Genomic DNA, 2,162 nt, shown 5'->3' on the forward strand with positions numbered 1-2,162 from the left:
AGAAGGAGTCCTCGGTGAGATTCAGAATGCCGAACACCGTCACCATGGCGTCGGCCTCCGCAGCGACTTCCACGATGGGGATCGGGCGAGCAAAAAGGCAGCAATTATGAGCCCCATACCTACAAAGCCCCACGCATCAAGCTTTTGCCCATGAAGCAACCAGGCAATGGCTGTAATTATGACGACGCCGAGTCCCGACCAGACTGCATAAGCAACACCGACAGGGATGGATTTCAGAACCAGAGAAAGAAAATAAAATGCGATGCCATAACCGATTATGACAACGGCGGAAGGGGCAAGCTTAGTAAAGCCCTCGCTAGATTTTAATGCGGATGTTGCGATTACTTCGCCAACTATTGCGATAACAAGAAAAAGCCAGCCTTTCATGATATATCTCCCAATTTGTGTAGGGCTTATTATGCACGCTTAAAAATAATAAAAGCAGACTTGACCTGATAGTTTGGCTGTGAGCAATTATGTGCTTAGTGCATCTAACGCCTGAAATAAGCCGTGCCGCGAAGCGGCATCGGCTTGATTGAATTGTTAGACGGCAAACTCGAGCCAATACTTGTGCAGGCCAACAATATTAGACGAGCACAGCATGGGCATTGCCGCTTTGATCTTCTCCAGTGACCAATTCCACCACTCCATCTCCAGAAGCAATGAAATTTCCTCATCGGTGAAGCGTTTCTTAATCTTCTTAGCGGGATTGCCGCCAACGATAGCGTAAGGCTCCACATCTTTTGTCACCAACGAGCGGCTGCCTATCACCGCACCGTGCCCGATCTTGATTCCGGGCATGACCATTGCCTCAGAGCCGATCCAAACGTCATTGCCAATGACAGTATTACCTGCTTTTTGGAAGGCATCGAGTGCGCTTGAGAATGCAGGTTCTTCCTGCATATAAAAGAACGGGAAAGATGATGCCCAGTCGTACCGATGCCCCTGATTGCCAGCCATGATAAAGGAAGCCCCACTCCCGATAGAGCAGAAACTACCGATGATCAACTTATCAACGTCATCACGGTCCGGAAACAGATACCGTGCGCAGTCATCGAATGAGTGCCCATGATAGTAGCCAGAGTAATAGCTGTACCGCCCAACTTTGATATTGGGGTTCTTCACTTGCTCAGAAAGCAGCTTGCCTTTGAAGGGGCTATCAAAGTAGTTGGTCATAAGAGATCCCGCGGTCTGTGACTTTGCCGTCTAACACCTGAGTTAAGCCGGAGCGCTTTGCGGCCGCGGCGTTGTGACAATTTACAGAACAACTCCGCGGCCGCGAAGCGATCTCGGCTTGAACGAATTGTTAGACCGCGCTTAGAAGAACTCATCCAAGATCCGGTAGTACTCAATCTTAGCTATGTTCGGATTTGGCTCTCCATACTCGATGAAGAACTGGTTAGTGAGTTCTGGTCCAAATACCGCGTCAATGTTTCTCGATGCAAGCGCCAGGTCTTGATACTTATCGGCAAGCCCGACCCGACCGCAGTCTATGAAGCCGACGAAGGCATTACCTTGGAAGATGAAGTTCTCGGGACAGGCGTCGCCATGTGTGACTACCAGCTGCTCCGCTCCAGGCATTTGTATAAAAAGTTGCTCGTAAACATCCCGCGCCAGCATGCCTTGCCTTGCGTGATCAAAGTCCTCCTCATCAACTAACCCGGCTTCCAAACGGCCCGAAGCCAGCTTCAGTCGCAGGTGGAGCCTTTCGTCGAATGGGCAATCGTCAGGCGAGATCGAATGGAGGTCGCGTAACGCTCGTGCCATCTCTGCAACAACAATAACTGGATCTGCATCTGCGGCGTCAGCGGCATTGTGGCCAATCAATGCTTTTGTCAACAGGATGGTGACAGTTGAAGTCGAGACATATGAGATCACTTCCGGTACGAGAGCTCGTGTTCTGAGCCATCTAGTGCGCTGATGCTCTTGAAGAATTTCTTGAGCAGAAGATCCGGAGGCGTACTTTAGATACGCGGTATTGCGATCAGGAAATAGAACTCGAATCACTCGAGCATCTGACTGACCATACTCAACTTCTTCAAAAGTGCATTCATCCAACAAGGGTGAAAGCAAATTCTTTAGTTCAGATACTTCGTCGAGGGCGACTGTCATAGCGGTCTAACACCTGAGTTAAGCCGCGCCGCGAAGCGGCGTCGGCTTGG

General features: G+C 50.1%; 3 protein-coding genes. All 3 read right to left on the reverse strand.

All coding sequences use genetic code 11. From position 1 onward, the window contains the following. Nucleotides 1–39 precede the first annotated feature (39 nt). Nucleotides 40–387 (reverse strand): quaternary ammonium compound efflux SMR transporter QacE delta 1, encoded by a 348-nt coding sequence (locus tag B347_RS0101375; protein WP_000679427.1) that lies wholly within the window; start codon nt 385–387, stop codon nt 40–42. Between the two features lie 156 nt (nt 388–543). Further along, the gene (locus B347_RS0101380; RefSeq protein ID WP_000186237.1) at nt 544–1,176 is read right to left on the reverse strand and encodes a type B-3 chloramphenicol O-acetyltransferase CatB3; all 633 of its coding nucleotides are present in this window, start codon (nt 1,174–1,176) and stop codon (nt 544–546) included. A 141-nt stretch (nt 1,177–1,317) separates the two neighbouring features. Then, a complete protein-coding gene (gene aph(3')-XV, locus B347_RS0101385) occupies nt 1,318–2,112 on the reverse strand; it encodes an aminoglycoside O-phosphotransferase APH(3')-XV (RefSeq protein ID WP_019407932.1) in 795 nt (264 codons plus the stop codon). Nucleotides 2,113–2,162 lie beyond the last annotated feature (50 nt).

The organism is Pseudomonas psychrophila HA-4 (genome assembly GCF_000282975.1).
GTDB classification, from domain to species: Bacteria; Pseudomonadota; Gammaproteobacteria; order Pseudomonadales; family Pseudomonadaceae; genus Aquipseudomonas; species Aquipseudomonas psychrophila_A.